Below are 18899 nucleotides of genomic sequence, written 5' to 3'. Positions count from 1 at the left end.
ATACGATGCGGCAAGGACGTGCGCGCTGGCTGGCAAGGCTGGCATTTTTGACGGGTGTGGCGCTGTCGGCGCTGCCTGCCCATGCCAAGGAAAACGCCCAACCGATCCAGATCACGTCCTTCTCGGGCGCCTATCTCGCCGCTCACACCGCCGAGAGCGACAACGATCTCGACAATGCCATCGCCTATTACAAGCAGGCGCTGGCCTTTGCCCCCAACGACACGGACCTGCAGCAGAGCCTGATGCTGGCGCTCGTCGCGCAGGGCCGCTTCGAGGAATCGCTGGTTTATGCCGACAAGCTCAAGGAAGTGCCCGATGTCGAGCGCTTCTCGCGCCTGGCGCTTGCTGTCGATTCCTTCCACAAGAAGGACTACGCCAAGGCCCAGTACTGGCTGAAGCTGTCGCTCGAATCCGATCTCGACCGGCTGCTCTCCGGCGTCATGGACGGCTGGGCCAAGGAAGGCGCGGGCGATGCGTCCGAGGCGATGGCTTCGATCGACAAGCTCAAGGGGCCGGACTGGTTCGGCCTGTTCAAGTCCTTCCATCGCGCGCTCATCGCAGACGCTGCCGGCCTCACCGACAAGGCCGATGAGATCTATGCCGCCACCCTGGCCGACACGGCCGCGGGCGGCTCCGCGCCCGAGACGTGGATGCGCAATGCCCAGGCCTATGCCTCCTTCCTCGCCCGCAAGGGCGACAAGGCAAAGGCGGTTGCGGTGCTGAACCAGGCCGAAGCCTTCGCGCCGGGCAAGCTGGAAATCACCACGCTGCGCGACAGGATCAACAAGGGCGACAAGATCGAGCTGCTGGTCGCCACTCCGGCGGACGGCGCCTCGGAAATTCTGCTCGATCTCGCCACCGCGCTCAACCGTGGCGGCGGCGAGCCCTTCGTGCGGCTCTATCTGCAATATGCGCTGGCGCTGAAGCCGGACAGCGACGCCGCCCTCGTGCAGCTCGCGGCGGTCGCCGAGCAGTTGAAGGACGGCGAAGCCGCGATCGCGCTCTATCGCCGCATTCCGGCCACCTCGCCGCTGAAGCAGCTGTCGGAGCTGCAGCTTGGTCTGAACCTCGCAGACATCGACCGTCACGACGAGGCGATCGCGCATCTCAAGGGCTATGTCGATGCGCATCCGACCGACATGCGCGGCTATCTGGCGCTTGGCGGCGTCTACTCCTCCAAGGAGGATTTCCGCTCGGCCGCCAATCTCTACGACAAGGCTGCCGAGCAGCTGAAGACGCCGACCGCCGCCAACTGGAACATCTTCTACCAGCGCGGCATCGCCTATGAGCGGCTGAAGGAATGGCCGAAGGCCGAGCCCAATTTCCGCAAGGCGCTCGAGCTGCAGCCCGACCAGCCTCAGGTTCTGAACTATCTCGGCTATTCCTGGGTCGACATGAACACGAACCTCAAGGAAGGCCTGGCGATGATCCAGAAGGCCGTGGATCTCAGGCCAAGCGACGGCTACATCGTCGATTCGCTTGGATGGGCCTACTACCGCCTCGGCCGCTTCGACGACGCCGTGCGCGAAATGGAGCGCGCCGTTTCGCTGAAGCCCGAGGATCCGGTCCTCAACGATCATCTGGGCGACGCCTACTGGCGCGTCGGCCGCAAGCTGGAAGCGACCTTCCAATGGACCCAGGCGCGCGACCTGAAGCCGGATCCGGACGTGCTCGCCACGCTGCAGCAGAAGCTGCTCAAGGGTCTGCCGCCGATCGAATCCAACACGGCGCAGGAAACCCCGAAGGTGAAACCGGTCGCGCCGGCTGCGCCGAAAGGCTGAAACCGCCGGAGCTGTTCAAGAAACGGGGCTCGCTGAGCCCCGTTTTCGATTCAGAAGAGTTTGCGGTACATGACAAATCCCGAGCGCTCGCCGATCTTGTCGTAGAGCTGCATGGCGGTGTGGTTGGTCTCATGCGTCAGCCAGTAGACGCGGCCAGAGCCAGCGGCTTTTGCGCGCTCGTAGACGCCTTCGATCAGAGCCCGGCCGACACCCTGGCCGCGCACCGCCTGCGACGTGAAGAGATCCTGCAGATAGCAGTTCGGCCCGATCGCCGTTGTCGAGCGGTGGTAGAGATAGTGGACGAGGCCGAGAAGCTTGCCGTCGCGCTCGGCCACCAGCGCATGCACCGGCTCGTAGGCGTCGAAGAAGCGCGACCAGGTCATCTGCGTGATCTCGCCGGCAAGCGCGGTCTCGCCCGAGCGGCCGTAGAAGGCGTTGTAGCCGTCCCAGAGCGGCAGCCATTGCTCGTGGTCCTGCCGGTTGACGGAACGGACGGTGAGTTGACCGGGCATTGCGGAATCTCTGTCGTTACGGTCAGGCGAGCAAACGGCCTGCTGCGACGCCCGGCAATGGGCCAGCCGCCGGCAAAGCGTTCAACCTCTCCGTGATGCGGCGCCTGCCTTGACGCTTGCCGGCCCGGCAACTAGGGAAGGCTCGAATCCCAGCGCTTTCCGAGGCCGCCGTGACCATCGACATTCCTGCCCACATGCACCCCAGCCGCTCCTTCCAGGGGCTGATCCTGACGCTGCACAATTACTGGGCTGCCTATGGCTGCGTGATCCTGCAGCCCTACGACATGGAAGTCGGCGCCGGCACCTTCCATCCGGCGACCACCTTGCGCGCGCTCGGTCCGCGTCGCTGGAACGCGGCTTACGTGCAGCCGTCGCGGCGTCCGAAGGACGGCCGTTACGGCGAGAACCCGAACCGGCTGCAGCATTACTATCAGTACCAGGTGATCCTGAAGCCGAACCCGCCGAACCTGCAGGAGCTTTATCTCGGCTCGCTCGAGGCGATCGGCGTCGATCCGCTGCTGCATGACATCCGCTTCGTCGAGGACGACTGGGAAAGCCCGACGCTGGGTGCCTGGGGTCTCGGCTGGGAGTGCTGGTGTGACGGCATGGAAGTGTCGCAGTTCACCTATTTCCAGCAGGTCTGCGGCATCGAATGCGCGCCGGTGGCGGGCGAGCTCACCTATGGGCTCGAGCGCCTCGCCATGTATGTGCAGGGCGTCGACAATGTCTACGACTTGAACTTCAACGGCCGCGAGGGCGCCGAGAAGGTCACCTATGGCGATGTCTTCCTGCAGGCCGAGCAGGAATATTCGCGCCACAATTTCGAATTCGCCAACACCGCGATGCTGCTGCGGCATTTCGAGGATGCCGAGGCCGAGTGCAAGGCGCTGCTTGCCGCCGGTGCGCCGGCGTCGAATGACAATCTGGCGGCGCACCGTATGGTCTTTCCGGCCTATGACCAGTGCATCAAGGCGAGCCACGTCTTCAACCTGCTCGACGCGCGCGGCGTGATCTCCGTCACCGAGCGCCAGAGCTACATCTTGCGTGTCCGTAACCTCGCCAAGGCCTGCGGCGAGGCGTTCCTGCAGACGCAGGCGGGCGGTCTGGCGGCTTAAGTCAGCAAGGCTTTCGCGATCTCGGCGACGGTCGGCGGCAACGCGCTCTGGCTGCTTGCGCCATCGATCGTGCGCAGGGCCTGCCTCACGCCAGGCATCGAGAACGTGCCATGCATCTGGGCGGCGAAGCAGGCGCTCAGTGCCAGGATCTGCAGGGTTCTCGATGCCGTTTTCATTGTCGTTCAGCCAATAGTTCTCCGCCTGAGCGTTGGTCGCTTCAGTGCCGCGTTTGGTTCATGGGATGTCTGCTCTTAGGACGGGTGGGCACGCGTCGTCCCGACAAAGAACTGAAAATTTCCCGATATAGGTCTGATTGGCGATCGGCAGGCAGGGTGACAGCGGCTGGCCGAGTTGCTATGCGCCCTCTACCTCCCCCTTGATGGGGGAGGTCGCCGCGAAGCGGCGGGTGGGGGTGACGGGCGCTTCCCTATGCCAAAACTTGATCGCTTCAAGTTGCAGTCCGCGCGAACGCTGCGCGCGGCGATGACCGACGAGGAACGCAGGTTGTGGCGGCACCTCTGGCGCATCCCAGTCGAAGGCACGCACTTTCGTCGGCAAGCATCGGTTGGTGGCTACTATCCCGACTTTATCTCACATCGGCTGAAGCTGATTATTGAGGTGGATGGCTCCCACCATGGTGCCGATGATCAGCTGCGCCATGATGAAGCTCGAACGCGGTGGTTTGAAAGCCAGGGCTACCGCGTTGTCCGTTTCTGGAATCACGAGATAAAAAACGAACTGGATTCCGTCCTCGATACAATCTATGCGGCGGTGGAAGAACGGAAATTACACCTGCATCTGCGCGACGGTGCCGAAGGTAATGGCAGCTGAGAGGCCGCCACCCCACCCCGGCGCTACGCGCCGACCCTCCCCATCGAGGGGGAGGGTGGGAGCTTAACTATGCCTGACCTACTCCTGGAACTTCGCTCCGAGGAAATCCCCGCGCGCATGCAGCGCAAGGCTGCCGGCGATCTCAGGAAGATGCTGACCGACGGTCTTGTCGAGGCGGGGCTGACCTACGAGGCGGCGCGCGAATACTGGACACCGCGGCGCCTGGCGTTGGACATCCGCGGGCTGACGGCGCGATCGAAGGACATTCGCGAGGAGATCAAGGGTCCCTCGACCACGGCGCCCGAGCAGGCGGTGCAGGGCTTCCTGCGCAAGGCAGGCCTTTCATCGATCGCCGAGGCGCATGTCCATTCCGATCCGAAGAAGGGCGACTTTTACGTCGCCCACATCGCGAAGCCGGGCAGGGCGGCGGAGGAGATCATTGCCGAGCTGGTGCCCGGCATTATCAAAGACTTTCCCTGGCCGAAATCGATGCGCTGGGGGCCGGCCTCGGCCAAGCCCGGCTCGCTGCGCTGGGTGCGGCCGCTGCAGTCCATCGTCTGCACCTTCGGCCCGGAGACCGAGGAGCCGGTGGTGGTCGACTTCGAGATCGACGGCATCCGCTCCGGCAACGTCACCTTTGGCCACCGCTTCCATGCGCCGGGGCAGATCACCGTTCGCCGTTTCGACGACTACGTGGCCAAGCTCGAGGCGGCAAAGGTCGTGCTCGATGCCGACCGGCGCAAGGAGATCATCCTCGCCGACGCGCGCAACGTCGCCTTCGCCAACGGCCTCGATCTCGTCGAGGACGAAGGCCTGCTGGAGGAAATCTCCGGCCTGGTCGAATGGCCGATCGTGCTGATGGGCGAGTTCGAGCAGGACTTCCTCACCATTCCGGCCGAGGTCATCCGGCTCACCATCCGCGCCAACCAGAAGTGTTTTGTCACCCGGCCGCAAGGCGCGGCCGAGGACCTCTCCAACCGCTTCATCCTCGTCGCCAACATCGAGGCAAAGGATGGCGGCAAGGAGATCGCCTACGGCAACGGCAAGGTGGTGCGGGCGCGCCTTTCCGACGCGCTCTATTTCTGGAAGACCGACCAGGGCGACCTGCCGGACCTCGGCACGCTGCAGGAGTCGGCGGCGAAGTTCGAGCTGGACCTGAAGAAGCCGCTCGACCAGCGCATGGCGCGGCTCGATCATCTCAGCGTCACCTTCCATGCCAAGCTGGGCACGCAAGGGGAGCGGGTCGCGCGGATCAAGAAGCTTGCTGAAGAGCTGGCGCCGGTCGTCGGCGCCGATCCCGCGCTCGTCGCCCGCGCCGCGGTCCTCGCCAAGGCCGACCTGCAGACCGAGGTGGTCGGCGAGTTTCCGGAACTGCAGGGCGCCATGGGCCGCAAATATGCGCTGCTGCAGGGCGAGCATCCATCCGTCGCGGCAGCCGCCGAAGAACACTACAAGCCGCAAGGCCCGTCCGACCGGGTGCCAACCGACACGGTGTCGGTTGCGGTGGCGCTTGCCGACAAGCTCGACACGCTCACCGGCTTCTGGGCGATCGATGAAAAGCCGACCGGCAGCAAGGACCCGTTCGCACTGCGCCGCGCTGCGCTCGGCGTGGTCAGGATCCTGATCGAGAACCGCGTTCGCCTGGGACTGACGTCGGTCTTCGCCAAGGCCTTTGCGAATTTTACGGACGGGGCCAGGCAGATATCCGACCTGCTTGCCTTCTTCCACGACCGCTTGAAAGTCTATCTGCGCGACCAGGGCGCGCGGTACGATCTGATCGATGCCGTCATTACCCCGCAGTCCGACGACCTTCTGCAGATCGTCCGTCGCGTCGAGGCGCTGGGCTCCCTGCTCGACACCGAGGACGGCAAGAACCTGCTCGCCGGCACCAAGCGCGCCGCCAACATCCTGGCCGCCGAGGAGAAGAAGAAAACGCTGGTCGCCGAGACCGTTGAGCCGGCGCTGTTCCGCGAAGACGCCGAAAAGATGCTGTTTTCCGCGGTGAATCAGGCCGAGAAGGAAGCCGGCCAAGCAATTCAAAATGAAGATTTTTCCGCCGCCATGCTGACGCTTAGCGTGTTGCGCGAACCTGTTGATTCATTCTTTGAAGGCGTTCTCGTGAATGATGAGGACCAGGCCGTGCGCGCCAACCGCCTGGCGCTGCTTGCCCGCATCCGCGCCGCCACCGACCAGGTCGCCGATTTTTCAAAAATCGTCGGCTGACTGCTCAAGAAATTGCCGATCCGAAGCAGCCCGCGCCTCACAAGGCGCGGGCGCGCTTCGACAATTTGGCGGCCAAATTTAATGCGCCGGAGCCGGCTTACAGTCATACGACGATGACCTCCGCATGGGAGAACCAATGCATGTCGCCCAGAAGTGTTCAGCGGTTCTGGGACAACGACATGCATCAAGCAAAGACCTGAGCCGCGTCGCCTGAAATTCATTTCGGCGCGACACGCCTCAGGACGTTCCCCAACCACGGAGGCATGCCATGAATTCCGTTCACGATATCGAATTGACTGAAGAGACCCCGGCCGCCGCCGAGGCCACCGAAACCGCTTCCGACAACATCCTCGACCATGCCGCCGCCGCGGCGGTCGAAGCCGTCGATCCGTCCGAAGACGATGAGGAAGAAGGCGACGAAGACGCCGACGGGGAAGCCACGGCCTCGGGCGACGACGAGGACGACGAAGACGGCGACGACGATGAGGACGCCGACGAAGACGAAGACGAAGACGGGGAAGCCAAGGCCTCGGGCGACGATGAGGACGAAGACGGCGAGGACGACGAAGAAGACGAGTCTGAAGACGACGACAAGGAAGAAGCGGCCTGAGCCGTTTCTTCCCGGTTGAAAGCAGGAGGGACGACGCGGCAGGCGTCGCCCCTCTGTCGGTCCTGAAGGTTTGCGCGCCTACATTGCCTTGCTGAAGCGCGGCGATACCGGAGGTTCTTGCGGTTGGGCTTTCGATTGCGCCTGTTCGTCCGAGGCGCTTGCGGTCGCGGCCGCCTTGTTCTCGGCGGCGGCCTTGTCATCGGCCGCTTTGGCGTCGCCGTTGGGGGGCGCCGCGGCCGTGCCGTTGGGAGGCGTGGCCGCAGCCGGCGCGCTGCCGTTTGCCGGTGTTGCAGCCGCCGGCGCTGTGGCCGAGGCGCTCGCAGCGGGCGCTGCTGAAGCGCCACCTACGATACCGCCGCGAATGATCGTCGGCGCCTGCGCATGCCTCTGCCCGGACTTCTCCGGGATTGCGGCCACCTTCTCTTCGGTGACGGCTGGCACCGGCTCGTCGAGCGCCACTATGGACGGCGTGGAAGCCGCGGAGACCCTACCGGGCTCGATCGAGGGCAGCCTGACAACGGATGGCGTCGAGGTGGCAACGCCAAGCACGACGATGGACGAAGCCTGCGCCAAGCCGGTCATCGCCAAAAGCCCGATACCGACCGCTGCCAGTGCAATTCCAGGAAAAATGCGTGACGGCCGTCCGTTCGGATTTGCGTCAAAGCAAAGCATACGCATCACGATAACTCCCCGAGCCCAACACCCAGAAATCCGTAGCCTAGCGGCGGCGAATTGATGCCGGCTTGCGCGGAAACTTAGCATTTTAGGGATTGATAAATCGCCACTGCCCGCCTTGCCCCGCATTCCCAGCCGTATTACGGGACCGGCATATTGATGATTGGTGACCAATTTGGCTGAGATACTTGCCGTCGGCGAGGCAATGGAGCGGGCGCAGGGTCTGCTCGAGGGCGGCGATATCGTCGCCATCCCGACCGAGACCGTTTACGGGCTGGCCGGCGACGCAACGAACGGCCTCGCTGTGGCGCGCATCTTCGAGGCCAAGGGCCGCCCGCGCTTCAACCCGCTGATCGCGCATGTCGCCGATCTCGCCATGGCAAGCCGAATTGCCGCGTTTGACCCGCTGTCGAAGAAACTCGCCAAGGCCTTCTGGCCAGGTCCGCTGACACTGGTGCTGCCGCAGCGTGAAGAAAACGGCATCCATCCGCTGGTCACCGCCGGGCTGGACACGATCGCGCTGCGCATGCCGAAAGGTTTTGGCGGCGAGCTGATCTCGCGGCTCGGCCGGCCGCTCGCGGCTCCCAGCGCCAATTCCTCCGGCAGGATCAGCGCCACCACGGCCGAGGCGGTGGCGGCCGATCTTGGCGGGAAGATCAAGCTGGTGGTCGATGGCGGCGCGACGCCGGTCGGCCTGGAATCCACCATCGTCAAGATCGAGGACGGCGAGCTGCGGCTGCTGAGGCCGGGCGGTATCGCTGCCGAGGATATCGAAGCAGTTGTGGGCATGAAGATGATGCGCGGCGCTGCCGGCATCGAGGCGCCCGGCATGCTCGCCTCGCACTATGCGCCGGGCGCATCGGTCCGGCTCAATGCCGAAAAAATCGGCGAAGGAGAGGCGCTGCTCGCCTTCGGCCGTGATCGTGCCGAAGGCTGGCGCAATGCGGTCGCGGTGCGCAATCTTTCCGAGGCCGGCGATCTGCGCGAGGCGGCCACCAACCTGTTCGCCTACATGCAGGCGCTCGACCGCAGCGGTGCCGCCACCATCGCCGTCGAGCCGATTCCGGCCGACGGCCTGGGCGAGGCGATTAACGACCGCCTCGTGCGCGCCGCCGCCCCGCGTGACAAGATCGCCTGAGCCTATCTCTTTGTCTTGACGCAATTCCGGACGGAAAACCGCTTCACACTTTTCCTGGAATTGCTCTAGGTTCGGGCCCATGAACGACCAACCCTTCGACCTCGATCCCGCCCTCATCGACCGCTTCGCGGCAATCGTCGGCGACAAATACGCGCTGCGCGACCAGGCCGACATCGCGCCTTACATAACCGAGCGGCGCGGCCTCTGGCATGGCCGGACCTCGCTGGTGCTGCGGCCGGGCAGCGTCGAGGAAGTGAGCCGCATCATGCGGCTGGCGACCGAGACCGGAACGCCGATCGTGCCGCAAAGCGGCAATACCGGGCTGGTCGGCGCCCAGGTGCCGGACAGGTCCGGGCACGACATCGTGCTGTCGCTGTCGCGGCTGAACCGCATCCGCGAGATCGATGTTTTGTCGAACACGGTCACCGCCGAGGCCGGCGTGATCCTGCAGACGCTGCAGGAAGCCGCCGATGCCGCCGACCGGCTGTTTCCGCTGTCGCTCGCGGCCCAAGGTTCCTGCCAGATCGGCGGCAATCTGTCTTCGAATGCCGGCGGCACCGGCGTGCTTGCCTATGGCAACGCGCGCGAGCTGTGCCTCGGCGTCGAGGTGGTGCTGCCGACCGGCGAGGTGTTCGACGACCTGCGCAAATTGAAGAAAGACAACACCGGCTACGATTTGAAGGACCTCTTCGTCGGCGCCGAGGGCACGCTTGGTGTCATCACCGCCGCGGTGCTGAAGCTCTTTCCCAAGCCGAAGGGCAGGGAGGTCGCTTTTGCCGGCCTGTCTTCGGCTCGCGACGCGCTGTCGCTGTTCACCCTGGCGATGGACCAGGCCGGCGCCGCGCTCACCGCTTTCGAGCTGATCGGCAAGCGGCCTTACGACTTCACGCTCAAGCATGCGCAAGGCGTGACGCGGCCGCTGGCCGACGACTGGCCATGGTATGTGTTGATGCAGGTTTCCTCCGGCCGTTCGGAAGAAGACGGCAGGGCGCTGATCGAGGAGATTCTTTCAACCGGCCTCGAGCAAGGCATCGTCGGCGACGCGGTGGTCGCGGCCAGCCTTGCCCAGGGCGATGCCTTTTGGAATTTCCGCGAGACGCTGCCCGAGTGCCAGAAGCCGGAGGGCGCTTCGATCAAGCACGACATTTCGGTGCCCATCGCCTCGATCCCGGACTTCATCGAGAAGGCGGCAACCGCCGTTGCGTCCGTCAGCCCCGACGCGCGCGTCGTCTGCTTCGGCCATATGGGCGACGGCAATTTGCACTACAACATTTCCCGCCCCGAAGGCGGTGACGACGAAGCGTTCCTCGGCCTCTACCGCCCGATGAACAAGGCCGTGCACGACGTCGTGCGCTCCTTCCACGGCTCGATCTCGGCCGAGCATGGCATCGGCCAGCTGAAGCGCGACGAGCTGATCGCCACGGCGCCGCCGATGGCGATCGACCTGATGCGCCGCGTGAAGGCGGCGTTCGATCCGGCCGGTATCATGAATCCCGGTAAGGTTATCTGATCCTTCCAATATGTTGTGGCTGGTTGCATTCCGATAACCATCGGCTCCGATCAGCAAAATTTAACTGACTTTCTTAAGCGCGGCGGTAAGAAGCGAGCGCTAATGTTTCTCCTCATAACGAGGCCGGAAAAACCGGCCCGGAGAGAACCGGAAAACGGCCCTCAGGAGAAACAGGAAGGCATTCGATGAACACTGGACTGAAGCCAGTCTGGGCGGGGCGCAACATGCGTCTCGACCCGTTTCGCCTGCCGCAGATGGTAAGCTATGCCACGCGCGACGATTATGGCGATGTTACCTTCACCATCGATCAGCGCGGCGCCGTCATCCGGCGCATGCTGGAGATGAGCGGCGTGCCGGCGATCATCGCGCTGCCCGCCAACGCGTTCCGCGGCGTCGCCGCCCGCGCCATGGAAGATCCGGACGGCAACGTCACCGTGACGCTGGAACTCCTGCACAATGATCCCATGCTGTCGGTGCCTCTGCTTGTCGCCGACGATCTCGACGACGTGGCCGCCGACTGGCGCGCCTGGGCCGACGCCTATCGCCTGCCGATGCTCCTGATCGAGGCCGACGGCATCGCCCGCACGCTGGAAGAATCGCTCGGCGCCGCCATCAAGGCGCTGCCGCCGCAGGAACGCCGCAAGGGCCGTGTCTCCAACATGCGCCGCCCGCGCTTCCTCGCCCGCCGCAGGACCGGCAATCTCGGCCTGCGCCTCGTCATCGGCGGCCAGGAAATCATCGCGCGGGAGTAGTCGGCCTGTCACGCCGGCGATTGGCGAAACAGCCAATGACAGCCTTCTTCTCCCCGTCGCTATACGGGGAGAAGTGCCCGGCAGGGCGATGAGGGGCGGCGCCGACTTTGATGTTTGGCCCTCCCAAAATTTGATCCTGTATCGCCGCTGTGCAGTTCATCTTGCCTCCAAGGTTGGCGCTGCCCCTCATCCGGCTGCCGCCACCTTCTCCCCGTATAGTGACGGGGAGAAGGAGACTACACCAGCGGCTTCAACGCCACCCACAGCGCGCCGCCGATCAGCCCCAGGAAGATCAGCCAGCCGACCTGGTTGTTCGACTTGAACAATCTCAGGCACTGATCCGAATCGTTGATATCGAGCCGGATGATCTGGCGCGCCATATGCGCGCCGGCGGCGATCAGCCCGGCCAGCGCCGGCATCGGCACCTGCGCCGAAGCGAAGGCGATGGCGAAGCAGACGAGCGTGCCGCCGTAGAGCCCGACCAGCCAGGCCTTGGTGTTGTCGCCGAAGAGCCGCGCCGTCGAGCGCACGCCGACGATGGCGTCGTCTTCCTTGTCCTGATGCGCGTAGATCGTGTCGTAGCCGATCACCCACAGGATCGAGCCGATATAGAGCATGATTGCCGGGCCATCGAGGTCGCCGAACTCGACCGCCCATCCCATCAGCGCGCCCCAGGAGAAGGCGAGCCCCAGCACGAATTGCGGCCAGTGGGTGATGCGCTTCATGAACGGATAGATCGCGACGATCGCCAGCGAAGCGATGCCGAGCGGAATGGCGAAGCTGTTGAACTGCAAGAGCACGCCAAGCCCGACCAGCGCCTGGATGACGAGGAACGCCCAGGCCTGGCGACGCGTCACCTTGCCGGCCGGCAGCGGCCGCGAGCGGGTGCGCTCGACCTGGTTGTCGATGTCCTCGTCGACGATGTCGTTATAGGTGCAGCCGGCGCCGCGCATGGCGACGGCGCCGACGAAGAACATGAACAGGTACCACGGCGCCGGCAGCAGCGTCAGCAGCGGGTCCGTCGGCCGCGGATAGGCGCTTGCCGCAAGGGCCGCCGACCACCAGCAGGGCCACAAAAGCAGCTGCCAGCCGATCGGCCGGTCCCAGCGCGCGAGCTGCGCATAGGGCCACAGCCAGCGCGGCAGCACCCGGTAGACCCAATGACCGCTCGGCGCGTCGGCGACGCGGCCCTGGGCGGCTTTCGACTGGATGGTTTCCATCGCGATGGAGTGGCAGCAGCGATGGGCGCCGTCAAGCGGCCGCCTGGAGCAATTCCAGGAAAAGTGCGAAGCGGTTTTCCGTCCGGAATTGCGCGGAAACAAAGAGATAGAGTGGTTCGCCGTTTCCGTGAAACGGTGAACCACTCTAGCCGCTCAGCCGTTGAAAACATCGTGACTGGCGAACCAGGCTTTTGCGACCTCGATGAAGGCGAGCGCTGGCTTCGGCAGGCGCTGGCGCGTGTCATGGGCAAGAATGATGCGTTGCATCGGGAGCGGATCGGAAATCGGCTTGCAGACCAGCGGCAGGCCGTCATAGCTCCTGTCGCCATGCGGTCTGGTGTAGCTGACGGCGACGCCGAAGCCGTTGGCCACCATGCTGCGCTGCAGTTCGAACGAGCTTGTCGACGACTGGGCGACAGGCGACAGGCCGCGGCTGAGGAAGAGATCGAGCATGTGCTGCCAGCTGTACGGCTGCTCGGTGGTGATCAGCGGATGCGCGGCCAACTCCGCCAGGCTGACGGTCCGCTTGTCCGCCAGCACGTGGCCGGCCGGCAGCAGCGCGTGCGGCCGAAGCTCGTGCAGGAGCACGCGCTTGAAATGCGCCGGCAGGCCGAGATCGTAGGTCAGGCCGAGATCGACCGCGCCGTCGGCCAGGCGCCGTCCCAGCGTCTCGAAGGTTTCGTCGCGGACAATGACGGTCACCGACGGACAGCGCTCGGCGAAAGCGCGCATCAGCGCCGGGGCGAAATAGGGGGCGAGATCCTCGAAGCAGCCGAGCACCAGCTCGCCGCCGACATCGGCCTCGCGCGATCCGAGCGCGGCCAACTCATCCGCCTCGGCCAGCACCTGCCTGGCCTTGGCAACCGCGCCGCGGCCGAACGACGTCAGCGCGATGCCGCTTCCCCGCTGGCGCACGAACAGTTTCTGGCCGAGCGCATCCTCGACATTGTCGATCGCCACCGAGATCGAAGGCTGCGACACGCTCAGCGCCCTGGCGGCCATGGTGACGCCGCCGTAGCGTGCCACGGCAACGACATAGCGCAACTGCGTGAGGGTCAAATTCATAGGACAAAACTATAAATGTGATGAGAAGTTATTATTTTACGCGATATGACGCGCCTGCGATAGTTGGCGTCCAATCACGGAGAGCGCGATGGCCAGCCCCAAAATCGATGCCGCAACAATTGCCGACTATCAGCGCGATGGCGCGGTTTGCATCCGCGGCGCCTTCAAGGACTGGGTCGATGTCATTGCCGGCGGCATCGAGCGCAACATTGAGAACCGCAGCGCCACCGCCTCGGACATCGCCGGCGGCAAGGGCAGCTTCTTCGACGATTACTGCAACTGGGAACGCATCCCGGAATTCGTCAGGGTCGTGCGCGAATCGCCGGCGGCAGAGCTCGCGGCGGCGGTCATGCAGTCGCGCAGCGCGCAGTTCTTCCACGACCACGTTCTGGTCAAGGAACCCGGCACGCAGAAGCCGACGCCCTGGCACCAGGACATCCCCTACTATTTCGTCGACGGCAGCCAGACGGTGAGCTTCTGGATCCCGATCGATCCGGTGAGGGAGGCGACGCTTCGGCTGATCGCCGGCTCGCATAAATGGGAAAAGATGGTCCTGCCGGTGCGCTGGCTGAACGACGCCAATTTCTATGCGGGCGAGGGCGACTACCTCCCGGTCCCCGATCCCGACAACGACCCGTCGATGAAAGTGCTCGAATGGGAGATGGAGCCTGGCGACGCCATCCTGTTCGATTTTCGCACCGCCCATGGCGCGCGCGGCAACATGACGTCGGCCAGGCGCCGGGCGCTGTCGCTGCGCTGGGTCGGCGACGACGCGCATTATGTCGAGCGGCCGGGCCGCACCTCGCCGCCTTATCCGGGTCATGACATGAAGCCCGGCCAGAAACTGCGCGAGGACTGGTTCCCTATCATCTTCCAGAGCTGAGCCGTTCTTCGGGGACTGATCGGCCGGACCACCTCGCCAGGCCCAGCCTTGTCTCATCACCTCTTGATGAGGGTCATGTTCCCGTGCGCAATTGCCGCCAAATTGCCGAGACGCCTTGACCCGTCGCCCGCGGACCAATAGCGAGTGCAGGGAGACGATCAGCAAGAGGTGGCCATGAACGTTCTTCTTCTCGGCTCGGGCGGCCGCGAACATGCGCTTGCCTGGAAGATCGCCGCCTCGCCGCTCTTGACCAGGCTCTATGCGTCGCCCGGCAATCCCGGCATCGGCCGTTTCGCAGAGCTCGTCAAGCTGGACGTTGCCGACCATTCCACCGTGGCCGCCTTCTGCCAGGAGAAGAAGATCGACCTCGTCGTGGTCGGTCCTGAAGCCCCGCTGGTGGCCGGCATCGCCGACGACCTGCGCGCCTGGGGCATCCGCGTCTTCGGTCCGTCCAAGGCGGCGGCGCGGCTCGAAGGCTCGAAGGGCTTCACCAAGGACCTCTGCGCCAAATTCAACATCCCGACCGCCGCCTATGGCCGCTTCGGCGATCTCGCCTCGGCGAAAGCCTATGTCGAGACGACCGGCGCGCCGATCGTCATCAAGGCCGACGGGCTCGCCGCCGGCAAGGGCGTCACCATCGCCATGACGCTTCCCGAGGCGCTGGCCGCGCTCGAGGCCTGTTTCGAAGGCGCCTTCGGCGCCGCCGGCGCCGAGGTGGTGGTCGAGGAGTATCTGACCGGCGAGGAGGCGAGCTTCTTCTGCCTGTGCGACGGCGCCACCGCGCTGCCCTTCGGCACCGCGCAGGACCACAAGCGCGTCGGCGACGGCGACACCGGCCCGAACACCGGCGGCATGGGCGCCTATTCGCCGGCGCCGGTGATGACGCCCGAAATGACCGAGCGCACCGTGCGCGAGATCATCGAGCCGACCATGCGCGGCATGGCCAATCTCGGCGCGCCCTTCGCCGGCATCCTGTTCGCCGGACTAATGATCACGGACCAGGGCCCGAAGCTCATCGAATACAACACCCGCTTCGGCGATCCGGAATGCCAGGTGCTGATGATGCGGCTGAAGGACGATCTGCTGGTCCTGCTCAACGCCGCCGTCGATGGCCAGCTCGCTCATATGTCGGCGCGCTGGAGCGACGAGGCCGCACTCACCGTGGTGATGGCGGCGCGGGGCTATCCCGGCACGCCGGAAAAGGGCTCGGTCATCCGCGGCCTCGACGAAGCGGCAGCCGAAGGCGCCGAGATCTTCCACGCCGGCACCGCCATCAATGGCGGCGCGCTGGTCGCCAATGGCGGCCGCGTGCTCAACGTCACCGCGACCGGCGCCACGGTCGCGGAGGCGCAGAAGCAGGCTTATGCGGCGGTCGACCATATCGACTGGCCGCAGGGCTTCTGCCGCCGCGACATCGGCTGGCGCGCCGTCGAGCGCGAGCAGACCGGCGCCTGAGCAATTCCAGGAAAAGTGCGTAGCGGTTTTCTGTCCGGAATTGCTCAAAACAAACGTGATCAGGCGGCCGCGCTTTTGCGGCCCCCACGCGCCCAGGCCGGCAGCCAGTCGCCATGGGCGGCGAGCAAGTCGTCGACCAGCGACCAGATCTGGTCGAGATCGAGCTCGGCCGCCGTATGCGGGTCCATCATCGCCGCGTGATAGATGTGCTCGCGGTTTTCGCTCATCAGCGCCCGCACCGTCAGTTCCTGGACATTGATGTTGGTGCGGATCAGTGCGGTCAGCTGCGGCGGCAGGTCGCCGATATAGGTCGGCTGGATGCCCGAGGCATCGACCAGGCACGGCACTTCCGCCGCGCAGTCGAAAGGCAGCGAGGTGATGCAGCCATTGTTGCGGACATTGCCGTAGATCACCGACGGCTCGCCGGTCCACACCGAGTTCATGATCGAGGAGGCGTATTCCTTCGATTGCTCGACCTCGATCCGGTCGGCCGAGCGGTAGGCTTCCGCCTGGCCCTTCCAGCGCTCGATCTGCTCGATGCAACGCTTGGGATATTCGTCGAGCGGAATGCCGTATTTCTCGATCAGGTCGGGGCGGCCGTCCTTGATGAAATAGGGCGTGTATTCGGCGAAATGCTCCGAGCTTTCGGTGACGAAATAGCCGAGCCGGGTCAGCATCTCGTAGCGCACCTTGTTCGGGCAGCGCGGGTTCCAGCCCGGCTTCGGTGCGCGGCCTTCGCGATAGGCGCGCACAAGGTCGGGATAGAGGTCGCGGTATGTGCCGTCCGCCTGGCGATGCTCGAACTTGAGATAAAAGGCCATGTGGTTGATGCCGGCCGAACGGTAGCGGATCTCTTCGTAGGGCAGGTCGAGATCGTGCGCCAGCTCCATCGCCGTGCCTTGCACCGAGTGGCAGAGCCCGACCTGCTTGATTGTGGGGTATTTCTCCGCGATTGCCCAGGTGTTGATGGCCATCGGGTTGACGTATTGCAGCATGATCGCTTGCGGGCAGACGGCGAGCATATCCTCGCAGATCCTCCACAGATGCGGCACGGTCCTCAAGCCGCGCATGATGCCGCCGACGCCGAGCGTGTCGGCGATCGTCTGGCGCAGGCCGTATTTCTTCGGCACCTCGAAATCGGTGACGGTGCAGGGCTCGTAGCCGCCGATCTGGAAGGCGACGACGACGAAGTCGGCTCCGGCGAGCGCCTTCCGCTGGTCGGAATAGGTCTCGGCCTTGGCCTTCACGCCGAGCGTGGCGACCAGCTTGTTGACCACGACGGCGCTCTCCTCCAGCCGCTGCGGATTGATGTCCATCAGCGCGATCGTGGCGCCGGACAGCGCTGGCCGTTGCAGCACGTCGCCGACGATATTCTTCATGAACACCGTCGAGCCGGCGCCGATGAACGTGATCTTGGGATTTCTAGCCACTGTGAACCTCCGGCATATGGTCACGCCACGTCGAAGGCGGCCCTGACGAGCCGTTCGGTGTAGGCGGTCTTGGGATTGGAAAGCACCTCGTCGACGGGGCCCTGTTCTACGATCTTGCCGTGCTGCATGACGATGACGCGATGACACAGCGCCCGCACCACCTTGAGGTCGTGCGAGATGAACAGGTAGCTCAGGCCCCGCTCGTCCTGCAGCTTGCGCAACAGGTCGATGATCTGCGCCTGCACCGAAAGGTCGAGCGCCGATGTCGGTTCGTCGAGCAGGATGAATTCCGGCTCCAGCGCGATGGCCCGCGCGATCGCGATGCGTTGCCGCTGGCCGCCGGAGAATTCGTGCGGAAACCGCGACAGGATATCGCCCGGCATGCCGGCGCTCACCAGCGCCTCGCGCACCCGCTCGACCCGTTCGCGCCGCGTCGCCCCGATCCTGTTGACGGCCAGTCCTTCCTCGATGATCTGGCCGATCGTCATGCGCGGATTGAGCGAGGAGAAAGGATCCTGGAAGACGATCTGCATGCGCGAGCGCAGCGGCCGCATCCCCGCCCTCGTCAGCCCGTGGATCGGCTGGCCGTCGAAACGGATCTCGCCGCGCCTGGCGTCCAGCAGCCGAAGCAGGGCCTGGCCGAAGGTTGTCTTGCCGGAACCGGATTCGCCGACCAGCCCAAGCGTCTCGTGGCGGCAGAGCTTGAGGTCGAGATCGTCGACCGCGACCAACTCGCGCCAGTCGGGCTTCAGGAAGCTGCCGTGGCGCATCATGAAACAGACGCGCACACCGTTCGCTTCCAGAATGGTGCCGGATTTGTCAGGCAATGGCTTCGGCCCTCCGTGCGGCTCGGAAGCAAGCAGCCGCCGCGTATAGGGATGCTGCGGGTCGGCAAAGAGCCGTTCGGTGACGTTGTGCTCGCGCATCTCGCCATGCTGCATGACATAGACGTAGTCGGAGAACTTGCGCACCACGGTGAGGTCGTGGGTGATGAGGATCACCGCCATCCGCAGCTCTTTCTGCAGATTGCGGATCAGGTTCAGGATCTGCGCCTGCACCGTGACGTCGAGCGCTGTCGTCGGCTCGTCGGCGATCAGCACGTCGGGGTCGTTGGCCAGAGCCATGGCGATCATGACGCGCTGGCGCTGCCCGCCGGAGAGCTGATGCGGATATTGCTTGAGCCGCGCTTCCGGCTCGGGAATCTGCACATGCCGCAAAAGCTCGAGCGCCCGCGCCCAGGCTTGCCTGCGGCTCACCTTGCGATGCACCCTGATCGCTTCGACGATCTGGCTGCCGACCGTGTAGATCGGGTTGAGCGAGCTCATGGGCTCCTGGAAGATCATCGAGATGCGGTTGCCGCGCAGCTTGCGTCGGGCGCGCTCGGAAAATTTCAGGATGTTTTGCCCGAGATATTCGACGCTCGACCTCGGCGATACCGTCGCCCGCCGCGACAGCAGGCCCATGACGGTGCGTGCCGTCACCGACTTGCCGGAGCCGGATTCGCCGACAATCGCGATCGTCTCGCCGCGATAGAGCTGGAACGAGACGTCCTTGACCGCCTCGACGGTGCCGTGCTCGACCTTGAAGGCGACCTCGATGTTGCGGGCGTCGATGACGGGCTGCTCATGGCGACCGTCATGGTCGTGCCGGACGGCGGGTGCGAAGGATTCGGCTAGCGCGATCGTCGTCATCCTCGCCG

The 18899-nt window shown here is 64.8% G+C and carries 17 protein-coding genes; 10 read left to right on the top strand and 7 right to left on the bottom strand.

All coding sequences use genetic code 11. The features are described from left to right. The first annotated feature begins 5 nt into the window (after positions 1 to 5). Complete coding sequence (locus EN874_RS18545; protein ID WP_127426385.1) at positions 6 to 1781, top strand: tetratricopeptide repeat protein; 1776 nt, start codon at positions 6 to 8, stop codon at positions 1779 to 1781. Positions 1782 to 1831: 50 nt separating this feature from the next. Here EN874_RS18545 and EN874_RS18540 read toward each other — a convergent pair whose 3' ends face one another. Then, the gene (locus EN874_RS18540; RefSeq protein ID WP_127426384.1) at positions 1832 to 2293 is read right to left on the bottom strand and encodes a GNAT family N-acetyltransferase; all 462 of its coding nucleotides are present in this window, start codon (positions 2291 to 2293) and stop codon (positions 1832 to 1834) included. A 170-nt stretch (positions 2294 to 2463) separates the two neighbouring features. Between EN874_RS18540 and EN874_RS18535 the strand changes: the two genes are divergently transcribed. Continuing rightward, positions 2464 to 3408, top strand: coding sequence for a glycine--tRNA ligase subunit alpha (locus EN874_RS18535; RefSeq protein ID WP_126085284.1), 945 nt, complete (start codon positions 2464 to 2466; stop codon positions 3406 to 3408). Here EN874_RS18535 and EN874_RS18530 read toward each other — a convergent pair. Beyond that, a complete protein-coding gene (locus tag EN874_RS18530; RefSeq protein WP_127426383.1) occupies positions 3405 to 3584 on the bottom strand; it encodes a hypothetical protein in 180 nt (59 codons plus the stop codon). The two genes, EN874_RS18535 and EN874_RS18530, sit on opposite strands and share 4 nt — an antisense overlap. Positions 3585 to 3837: 253 nt before the next feature. Here EN874_RS18530 and EN874_RS18525 point away from each other — a divergent pair, with 253 nt between their 5' ends. The 3 genes from EN874_RS18525 (at position 3838) to EN874_RS33725 (ending at position 7072) form a co-directional block, all read left to right on the top strand. Beyond that, the gene (locus tag EN874_RS18525; RefSeq protein ID WP_127426382.1) at positions 3838 to 4239 is read left to right on the top strand and encodes a DUF559 domain-containing protein; all 402 of its coding nucleotides are present in this window, start codon (positions 3838 to 3840) and stop codon (positions 4237 to 4239) included. A gap of 69 nt (positions 4240 to 4308) precedes the next feature. Then, the gene (glyS, locus tag EN874_RS18520; protein WP_127426381.1) at positions 4309 to 6462 is read left to right on the top strand and encodes a glycine--tRNA ligase subunit beta; all 2154 of its coding nucleotides are present in this window, start codon (positions 4309 to 4311) and stop codon (positions 6460 to 6462) included. 268 nt (positions 6463 to 6730) lie between these two features. Next, positions 6731 to 7072, top strand: coding sequence for an ATPase (locus tag EN874_RS33725; RefSeq protein ID WP_168247531.1), 342 nt, complete (start codon positions 6731 to 6733; stop codon positions 7070 to 7072). 78 nt (positions 7073 to 7150) lie between these two features. On the opposite strand, the gene EN874_RS18510 is transcribed toward EN874_RS33725, so the two are convergent. Continuing rightward, positions 7151 to 7654 (bottom strand): hypothetical protein, encoded by a 504-nt coding sequence (locus tag EN874_RS18510; protein WP_127426380.1) that lies wholly within the window; start codon positions 7652 to 7654, stop codon positions 7151 to 7153. A 268-nt stretch (positions 7655 to 7922) separates the two neighbouring features. Here EN874_RS18510 and EN874_RS18505 point away from each other — a divergent pair, with 268 nt between their 5' ends. The 3 genes from EN874_RS18505 (at position 7923) to EN874_RS18495 (ending at position 11147) form a co-directional block, all read left to right on the top strand. Continuing rightward, on the top strand, positions 7923 to 8885 hold the full coding sequence (locus tag EN874_RS18505) for an L-threonylcarbamoyladenylate synthase (protein ID WP_245513614.1): 963 nt from the start codon (positions 7923 to 7925) through the stop codon (positions 8883 to 8885). 79 nt (positions 8886 to 8964) lie between these two features. Next, a complete protein-coding gene (locus tag EN874_RS18500) occupies positions 8965 to 10395 on the top strand; it encodes an FAD-binding oxidoreductase (RefSeq protein ID WP_127426379.1) in 1431 nt (476 codons plus the stop codon). A 185-nt stretch (positions 10396 to 10580) separates the two neighbouring features. Then, complete coding sequence (locus tag EN874_RS18495; protein WP_127426378.1) at positions 10581 to 11147, top strand: DUF6101 family protein; 567 nt, start codon at positions 10581 to 10583, stop codon at positions 11145 to 11147. A gap of 236 nt (positions 11148 to 11383) precedes the next feature. Here EN874_RS18495 and ubiA read toward each other — a convergent pair whose 3' ends face one another. Further along, positions 11384 to 12367 (bottom strand): 4-hydroxybenzoate octaprenyltransferase, encoded by a 984-nt coding sequence (ubiA, locus tag EN874_RS18485; RefSeq protein ID WP_168247530.1) that lies wholly within the window; start codon positions 12365 to 12367, stop codon positions 11384 to 11386. Positions 12368 to 12520: 153 nt separating this feature from the next. Next, complete coding sequence (locus EN874_RS18480; protein WP_127426376.1) at positions 12521 to 13432, bottom strand: LysR family transcriptional regulator; 912 nt, start codon at positions 13430 to 13432, stop codon at positions 12521 to 12523. Positions 13433 to 13520: 88 nt separating this feature from the next. Here EN874_RS18480 and EN874_RS18475 point away from each other — a divergent pair, with 88 nt between their 5' ends. Together EN874_RS18475 and purD are read left to right on the top strand one after the other, a co-directional pair. Beyond that, positions 13521 to 14315: a phytanoyl-CoA dioxygenase family protein gene (locus EN874_RS18475; protein ID WP_127426375.1), complete on the top strand. Its 795-nt coding sequence runs from the start codon at positions 13521 to 13523 to the stop codon at positions 14313 to 14315. Positions 14316 to 14489: 174 nt separating this feature from the next. Then, positions 14490 to 15770, top strand: coding sequence for a phosphoribosylamine--glycine ligase (purD, locus tag EN874_RS18470; protein ID WP_127426374.1), 1281 nt, complete (start codon positions 14490 to 14492; stop codon positions 15768 to 15770). A 59-nt stretch (positions 15771 to 15829) separates the two neighbouring features. On the opposite strand, the gene EN874_RS18465 is transcribed toward purD, so the two are convergent. Together EN874_RS18465 and EN874_RS18460 are read right to left on the bottom strand one after the other, a co-directional pair. After that, positions 15830 to 17200: an alpha-glucosidase/alpha-galactosidase gene (locus EN874_RS18465; RefSeq protein ID WP_127426373.1), complete on the bottom strand. Its 1371-nt coding sequence runs from the start codon at positions 17198 to 17200 to the stop codon at positions 15830 to 15832. 20 nt (positions 17201 to 17220) lie between these two features. Then, positions 17221 to 18891, bottom strand: coding sequence for an ABC transporter ATP-binding protein (locus tag EN874_RS18460; RefSeq protein ID WP_127426372.1), 1671 nt, complete (start codon positions 18889 to 18891; stop codon positions 17221 to 17223). Positions 18892 to 18899 lie beyond the last annotated feature (8 nt).

The sequence above is a fragment of the Mesorhizobium sp. M1D.F.Ca.ET.231.01.1.1 genome, assembly GCF_003999155.2.
Taxonomy (GTDB): domain Bacteria; phylum Pseudomonadota; class Alphaproteobacteria; order Rhizobiales; family Rhizobiaceae; genus Mesorhizobium.
This window is presented reverse-complemented; position numbering and strand designations above follow the sequence as displayed.